This is a genomic window from Caminibacter sp. (assembly GCF_053999135.1).
The window spans coordinates 23,534-29,819 of sequence record NZ_JBMXVQ010000107.1 but is presented as its reverse complement, the minus strand read 5'-3'; the positions used below and the strand labels follow the sequence as shown (position 1 = coordinate 29,819).

Below are 6,286 nucleotides of genomic sequence, written 5' to 3'. Positions count from 1 at the left end.
ACGACCTTGAAAACGTAGGATATACAAACCGACACCATACTCTGTTTGAAATGCTTGGAAACTTTAGTTTCGGGGATTATTTTAAAGAAGAGGCTATTGCATATGCTTGGGAATTTGTAACGGAAGTACTTAAACTTGATAAAGACAGACTGTGGATTACGATTCACGAAAGCGATGATGAAGCCGGTAAAATATGGGAGAAGTACGTTCCAAAAAACAGAATAGTAAAAATGGGCGATAAAGACAACTTCTGGCAAATGGGAGATACGGGACCTTGCGGACCTTGCAGTGAGATTCATTATGACCAGGGAGCCGATAAGTTTAATTCTCCGGAAGATTATTTAGGAGGAGAAGGGGACAGGTTTTTAGAAATTTGGAATCTTGTATTTATGCAATATAACCGTGATGAAAAAGGAAATTTAACACCTCTTCCAAAACCGAGTATCGATACTGGTATGGGCTTAGAGAGAATTACGGCTGTGGTTGAAGGGGTTGAGAGTAATTATGATACATCAATTTTCAGGCCTCTTCTTGAAAAAATCGTAGAAATTACGGGAAAAGAGTATCATAAAGACAAAAGAGGAGCGTCTCACAGGGTAATTGCCGACCATATAAGGGCTGTGAGTTTCTTACTCAGTGAAGGTGTAAGATTTGACAGGGAAGGCAGGGGATACGTTCTTAGAAGAATTCTCAGACGTGGAGTTAGACACGGATATCTTTTAGGACAAAGAGAGCCTTTTATGTATAAAATCGTAGATACGTTGGTAAATCAGATGGGTGGTATCTATCCACAGCTTAAAGAGAAACAAGAAGCGATAAAAGATGCTATAAAACTTGAAGAAGAAAGATTTTTCGAAACGATTGATAAAGGAATGGCTCTGTTTAAAGAAGAGCTTTCTAAAACCGCAGGAGATACGTTTAGCGGAGAAGTTGCTTTTAAACTTTATGATACGTACGGATTCCCTCTTGATTTAACTCAGGATATGTTAAGGGAAGTTAATAAAAAAGTGGATATTGAAACATTTGAGAAACTGATGAAAGAGCAAAAAGAAAGAGCAAGGGCAAACTGGAAAGGCAGCGGGGATAAAAAAATAAACCTAAAAGACCTTGAGAAATATGAGCCTAATAAATTCGTGGGATATGAGTATTTAAAATACAAAACAAAAGTAAAAGCTCTTTTTGATGAAGAAATGAATGAAGTTAACGAGCTTAAAGGCTCAGGTTGGGTTATGCTTGAAGAGACACCTTTTTATGCCGAAAGCGGTGGTCAGGTAGGAGACAGGGGAGTAATTTTAAAAGACGGCAAAACTGCGGCAAAAGTCGTAGATACCAAAAAATTTGACGAGAGGAATTTATCTAAAGTTAAAGAAGCCGAGCTTAAAAAAGGAGATGAGGTAGAAGCCGTTGTGGATGAGAGCAGACGCGAAATAGCAAAACACCACTCAGCCACACATCTTTTACACTCAGCCCTTAGAAAAGTTTTAGGAGAACATGTAACTCAGGCAGGGTCTTTAGTTGAGGCAAACAGACTCAGATTTGACTTTACCCACCCAAAAGCGCTAACAAAAGAAGAACTTGAAGAGATTGAAGAGATGGTAAACAACGTTATTGCCAGAGGAATTGGGGCGGAAGTTAAAGAAATGCCAATTGACGAAGCGAAAAAAGAAGGCGCTATGGCGCTCTTTGGTGAAAAATACGGAGATATTGTAAGAGTTGTAAAATTTGATGATTTCAGCGTTGAGCTTTGCGGGGGTACTCATGTAAACAATACGGCTGAGATTGGAAGTTTTTATATTACAAAAGAGAGCGGAGTTAGTGCGGGGGTTAGAAGAATAGAAGCGGTAGCCGGACTTTCTGCTTATAAATACGGCAAAAACTACAGAGACTTGGTAGAGGAATTAAAAGCCGAAAATAAAGCAAAAGATTTAAAAACGTTTATTTCAAAACAAAAAGAGGAAATTAAAAAATTAAAAGAAGAGATAAAAGCTCTAAAACAGGCTGCCGTTAAGGAGATAAAACCTGTTGAAAAAGACGGTATCAATTATGTAATCGAAAGAATCGATAATGCTAATTTAAGAGAAATTGCAACTGATTTGAAAGGAAGAGTTGATAATTTGGTTGCGTTTTTAGCAGGTGAAAATAAAGGAAAAGTAACGCTTGTAGCAGTTAGTAAAGTTCCTGAAATTAAAGCAGGGGATTTGATTAAGGAATTTGCTCCGATTGTAGGTGGAAAAGGCGGAGGAAAGCCTGATTTTGCCCAAGGAGGTGGTAAAGACGCCGGAAAAATTGACGAACTTATTGGGAAAGTTAAGGAAAAATTCGGGCTATAATTATTGATTTAAAGAGGAGGGGAAATGCATACCGTATTGCTTGTGGAGGATGATTTACAGCTTGCTAAAATAGTTAAAAGAATTTTGGAGAGCAAAAATTTTAAAGTGATTTTAGTTGAGGACGGAAAAGAAGCGTTAAAATTTATTAAAGAAAAAGATTTTGATTTATATCTGATAGATATTAATATTCCTGAAATTAACGGACTTGAGCTTGTTAAATATATTAAAGAACTTGAAAAAGACGGTAAAATCGTAATGATTACCGCCAGTGTTGAAGAACATAATTTTAAAAAGGCGTATGAATACGGGTGTGACGATTATATTAAAAAACCTTTTCATGCAACCGAACTTGAAGTAAGGATAAATAAACTTATAGGAAAAGAGAGTATTAGATTTGGAAATTATGAGTTTAAATTTGACACCGGAGATTTGTTTAAAGACGGAAAACCGGTTAATTTAAGAAAAAAAGAGAAAAAGCTTCTTCATATTCTTTTAAAAAATGCAAATTATACGGTTCCCGCGGAAAAAATAGTGGAATTTGTGTGGCCTGAGGAGAAGAAAAAAAATCCTCCTTTAAGGCAGCTTGTTAATGAGATAAGAAAAAAATTTGACAGAGATTTTATTCAAACAGTGGTAGGAGTAGGGTACAGATTTGAAACTGAAGCTTAATTATATTCTTCTTCTTTTTTTCGTTTTACTCGGGGTGTTGGTATTTGTAGCTATTTACGCTCAATACAGTTTTTCAAAAGATGTACTTATTCAAAACTTTATCAATAAACATTATGCTGTTACTTTAAAAATAAAAGAAAAATTTAAAAACGTATTGGATAAAATAGAGTATGTATTTGAGAATGAAAAAGAAGAAAACCTTAAAAACCTTTATATGTTGCCTCTTCTTTACGATAAAGACTTTAATCCTGAAGCGGTTGCCGATTCTTTAAATAAAGATATAAAAAACGGTCATTACGAGGTGTTTTTGATAGATAAAAACTATACTGTTGTTAAAGGCAGTTACGCTCCCGATATAGGTTTTAATCTTGGCGCGTTTAAAGTATATAAAAAGATTTTGGATGAAGTTTTTAAAGGTACTAAAGAAATAGACATCTCCGAGGCACATCTTGATAAATCCTCTATGAATTTAAAAAAGTATTACCTTATCCGCTCTCCCGATAAAAAATATCTGTTACAGTTGGCATATGTTGTGGATATGTTTAATATTTTAAAAAAAACGTATGACAAAATTTTAAAAAAAGCTGAAGATTTAAAAGAATTGGAAATTTTCTTTGTGGAAAAATATTTTATTTATAAAATAGATTTTAATAACAGGTATCATAAAAAAGAGAGTTTAATTCAACTAAAAAAGTGTTCCGCTCATATATTTTCATCAATTTTTAATAAAAAAATATCGGATGTAAATTTGGCTGAAGAAGTGGAAAAAGAGTTTAAAAATAATAAAGACCATATAATTAGATTAAACCTTGATAAAAATATTTTGGAAATTTATGTAGTAATAAGGGGCGTTTTTGATAATCAAAAAAACAGGTTTATTATTAAAGCCGTTTACGATACGACTTCTTTAAAGTCGGTTATTAAAGCTTTAAAAGAGAGGTTTTTGGTTGTTTTAATATCTTTGTTTTCCATAATAGCCGTTATGTATGCTTTTATAGTGGTTAAAGTTTCAAGAGAAATAGAATATATAGTTTTTCATATGAAGAAAAATGAAAAAATTAAAAAAGACTCATCTTTTATTGAAGAGATAGATACGTTAAAAAAGAAGTTTAACGAATTTAGAGAGGCCTTAACGGAAGAGATAAATAAAAATAAAATTTTGCTTACCGAAAATAAGCGTTTTATCGTTGATACGATACATCAGATTAAAACGCCTCTTAGTATTATTACCCTTAATTTGGATTATGTTAAGGAGAAGGAAAAGGATAGTGAAATAAAAGAGGTACTAGAGGAAATAGAAGCCGCGGTTACGATACTTTCCAATTCTTATGAGGATTTGTCTTATATATCTGGAAACGGGATAGTAAAATACGAGGCTAAAGGCGAAATTAATCTTAGCGAAAATCTTAAAGAGAGAATTAGGTTTTTTGAAACGGTTGCAAAGGCTCATAATAAAAAAATTTTATCCTATATCGAAGAAAACATTTTTTTTGAAATAAATAAAATAGAATTTGAGAGAATAGTGGACAATAACTTATCAAACGCTATTAAATACTCTTCTAAAAAAGATATTTTTGTAACTTTAAAAAGGGAAGATAATTTTATTGTTTTAAAATTTGAATCTTTTGGGGAGCGAATAAAAGACCCGGTAAGTATTTTTGAAAAGGATTATAGAGAACATATCCATAAAAGAGGACTCGGCATAGGTCTTAATATTGTAAAAAATATATGCGATAAATATAACATAGAATATAAAGTCTATTATAAAGAAGGAAAAAACGTATTCGAATATAAATTTAAAATTTGATACAATTTCAAGTAAAAAGGTTAGCGTTTGCTTATTTTATGCAGTGCGTCCCCTACTAGAGCAAAACTTCTTAAAGATTACGGTATTTCTTTTATTCAAAAATCATGCGATTTTGATGAAGAAAAAATTTCAACTAAAGACCCTTACGAATTTGTTGTTTTTGCCAGTTACGGTAAATTTAAAGAGTGCGAAAAGTGTTTTCCTAATGACGATTTGGTAAGTGCCGATACGGTAGTTACTGATGGAGTAAATATTTTAAGAAAAGCTAAAAATAAAGAAGACGCCAGAAAAATTCTTTTAGCCCAAAGCGGAAAAAAAATAAAAATACTCACCGCTATGTGGGTGAAATTCGATGAAAGAGTTTTTGGAAGGGTTGATGAGACTTTATATGTTTTTAAACATTTTGATGAAGATGATTTGGAGGAGTATCTGAATTCAGGCGAATGGAAAGATAAAGCGGGAGCCTGTATGGTTGAGGGATTTTGCAAAAAATATATAAAATATGTTAAAGGATACGAATCTACGGCAATGGGGCTTTGTGTTGAAGAATTAATAAAAATTATAGGAGATAAATATGTTAATAAGTGAAATTCAAGAGTTTCAGAAAATCAGAAAAGAAGCAAGGGCGTATCTGTGCTTTCTTCTTCAAAGAAATCTGCCAAACCGGCTTCCTAATATAAGCGTAGATGTAATATATGAGGGACTTGAGAGAATTATTCACGAGCTTCCTTTTGCAAACGCCGCATATATTCTTGATGCCAACGGAAAGCAGATAAGTAAACTTATAACGTTAAAAGATACGCTAAAGGATTTCGAAGTTGAGGTTAATCAGTCTAATAGGACATATTTTTATAAAGCCGTTAAAGAGAAAAAATGTATTTTAACCGACCCTTACCCTACACTGGTAGGCGGGGATATGGTGGTAAGTGCCGCTATGCCTATTTTTAACGACAGAGGTCAGCTTATATATGTTGCTGTAATAGATATTCCTTTAAGGGAACTTTTAAAATTTGTTCATAGGGAAAGAGGGGATACATGGGTTTATAATTTTAACAGGATTGTTTATGGAATTTTTGCGGGGGCTCTTTTTGCCATTTGTGTTCTTTTGTTTATTGACGGAATAAAGATGTTTTTTACTTATACCCTTAGTAATATAGATGTAAAAAAAATGTTTGAAGCCACTATTTTAATAACTCTTTCATTGGCGCTTTTTGATTTGGTAAAGACGCTTTTAATGGAGGAAGTTATAGGGGAAAAAGAAGAACATCCTTTTGCCATTCATAAGACGATGATTAAATTTTTGGGAAGTATCGTAATAGCCCTTGCCATTGAAGGGCTTATGCTTGTATTTAAATTTGCTATGATTGCTCCTCAAAAACTTGTGTATGCGGCGATGCTTTTAGCGGCTGTTACATTTTTACTAATAGGACTTGCTTATTATATGAAAAATGTCGGTAAAGAGATTAAATAACGGAGAGAG

Annotated in this window: 5 protein-coding genes; all 5 read left to right on the top strand. The window is 33.1% G+C overall.

The window, feature by feature from the left end; genetic code table 11:
• The coding region (gene alaS, locus ACXJH6_RS08195) for an alanine--tRNA ligase (protein WP_456471271.1) at window positions 1-2,330 on the top strand (2,330 nt) is incomplete at its 5' end.
• Window positions 2,331-2,354: 24 nt separating this feature from the next.
• On the top strand, window positions 2,355-2,999 hold the full coding sequence (locus ACXJH6_RS08190; RefSeq protein ID WP_456471270.1) for a response regulator transcription factor: 645 nt from the start codon (window positions 2,355-2,357) through the stop codon (window positions 2,997-2,999).
• Entirely contained in the window at window positions 2,983-4,806 is a 1,824-nt protein-coding gene (locus ACXJH6_RS08185; protein ID WP_456471269.1) for a sensor histidine kinase, read from the top strand. The genes ACXJH6_RS08190 and ACXJH6_RS08185 overlap by 17 nt, the downstream gene beginning before the upstream one ends.
• A 27-nt stretch (window positions 4,807-4,833) precedes the next feature.
• Complete coding sequence (gene maf, locus ACXJH6_RS08180; RefSeq protein WP_456471268.1) at window positions 4,834-5,394, top strand: septum formation inhibitor Maf; 561 nt, start codon at window positions 4,834-4,836, stop codon at window positions 5,392-5,394.
• Window positions 5,381-6,277, top strand: coding sequence for a PDC sensor domain-containing protein (locus tag ACXJH6_RS08175; protein WP_456471267.1), 897 nt, complete (start codon window positions 5,381-5,383; stop codon window positions 6,275-6,277). The genes maf and ACXJH6_RS08175 overlap by 14 nt, the downstream gene beginning before the upstream one ends.
• Window positions 6,278-6,286: the final 9 nt, after the last annotated feature.

Bases quoted from the DNA above. Each gene is read 5' to 3' on its own strand.
- ACXJH6_RS08190 (WP_456471270.1), top strand. From the start codon at position 2,355: ATGCATACCGTATTGCTTGTGGAGGATGATTTACAGCTTGCTAAAATA.
- ACXJH6_RS08175 (WP_456471267.1), top strand. From the start codon at position 5,381: ATGTTAATAAGTGAAATTCAAGAGTTTCAGAAAATCAGAAAAGAAGCA.